Below are 1,318 nucleotides of genomic sequence, written 5' to 3' on the forward strand. Positions count from 1 at the left end.
TGTGCATCCCTGATTAGTGTTGACCGTTTTGTGATTGAATTATATTATTAAATATTCTCAAAACTGGTCTGTTTTCGATGCTGTAAGTTGACCACTTTTCTTCAAACTTTAAAGGGGTCATTTTATTTAGATTTTTATGTATTCTTTTTGTATTGTAATGATTGACTGCTCTGTTCACATCACTTGTAAGTTGTTCAAAGGTTGATGGTTTCCAGTGCCTGAGATATTCATCCTTTATTGTCTGGTTGATCCTTTCCGCATAGGCATTGTCCTGAGCGGTCAACCCCATACTTATCTGACATTTTTGTTCTGTCAACATACTCAGGTATTCTTCATACACATACTGGCTGCCTCTGTCCGAGTGGTGAATAAGAGGTGGCTCATTTTCCTTGAATGCCATTTTTAAAGCCGCTACATTGGCAGTTGCACGCATATGACCTGAAACCTTGTGGCCTACAATCTTCCTTGTATAAACATCAAGAATAAACACAGCATAGTAGAACTTTTCCCCAAGCCTGATATAAGTAATGTCTGACTGCCAGATGGTTGAAGGGGCATTAACCGTATAACCTTTTATCAGATTGGGATAGTACCTGTTGGTCGAATAGGTAGTCCGGTGGTAGTTTTTGTACCGCCTTACCCGGTATCCCAGATCCATAAACAGTTCAATAAACCTGTCACGTCCAATGAAACAAGGCTTGAGCGTATCATACATTTTCTCCAAACCACAGCCAGGGTGCTCTTCCCTGAGCAGGTCAACCTCTGATATGAGGACTTGAATGTTGGCATCAAACAACAACTGCCTTTCCCTATATTGCCTAAAACCCTGTTTGGTCACCTCAGCAACAGTATATAGCTTATTCAATGAAAATTTCATTTTCCCCCTGTTTTGCGTGTACCACTCGAGGGTTTGGTGTCGGAATTTTTTTTTAAATCCAAACCAAGATCCTTGCCGGCTATCTCAATGAGCTTTTCCAGATAATCGATTTTAAGCTGCTTTTGACCTACAGCACGTTCCAGTTCCCTGATCCTTGATTCCTGATCCTTAAGTTTTTTGCTTGTACTCTCTTCCATTTCAACGATCCTGTAGCCTTTTTCATTAAAGGTAGAAAATTTATAAATCCATTTATAAATAGTCTGGAAATGTATCGAATGAAGACGGCTCAGCTGGAGTACACTGAAATTACCTTTTTCAAATTCAGAGACTATGGATTTCTTGAAATCATCACTGAATCTCCTGGTTTTGTTGATCGATTTTAAGTTTGCTTTCATGATATAGAGTTGAGTAAAAACGGTCAACCTATATCAGGGACATACA

General features: G+C 39.2%; 2 protein-coding genes. Both read right to left on the reverse strand.

Annotation, left to right across the window (positions count from 1 at the left end):
- Positions 1-13: 13 nt before the first annotated feature.
- Positions 14-877, reverse strand: a complete 864-nt coding sequence (locus tag HMJ38_RS25055) for an IS3 family transposase (RefSeq protein WP_228780273.1) — start codon at positions 875-877, stop codon at positions 14-16.
- On the reverse strand, positions 874-1,272 hold the full coding sequence (locus HMJ38_RS25060; RefSeq protein WP_194977193.1) for a transposase: 399 nt from the start codon (positions 1,270-1,272) through the stop codon (positions 874-876). The genes HMJ38_RS25055 and HMJ38_RS25060 overlap by 4 nt, the downstream gene beginning before the upstream one ends.
- Between the last annotated feature and the right edge of the window lie 46 nt (positions 1,273-1,318).

It is taken from the genome of Aquiflexum lacus, from assembly GCF_015476655.1.
Classification (GTDB): domain Bacteria; phylum Bacteroidota; class Bacteroidia; order Cytophagales; family Cyclobacteriaceae; genus Aquiflexum; species Aquiflexum lacus.

Excerpts from the sequence above, each read along its gene's own strand:
- HMJ38_RS25055 (WP_228780273.1), bottom strand. The coding sequence starts at position 877 with ATGAAATTTTCATTGAATAAGCTATATACTGTTGCTGAGGTGACCAAA.
- HMJ38_RS25060 (WP_194977193.1), bottom strand. The coding sequence starts at position 1,272 with ATGAAAGCAAACTTAAAATCGATCAACAAAACCAGGAGATTCAGTGAT.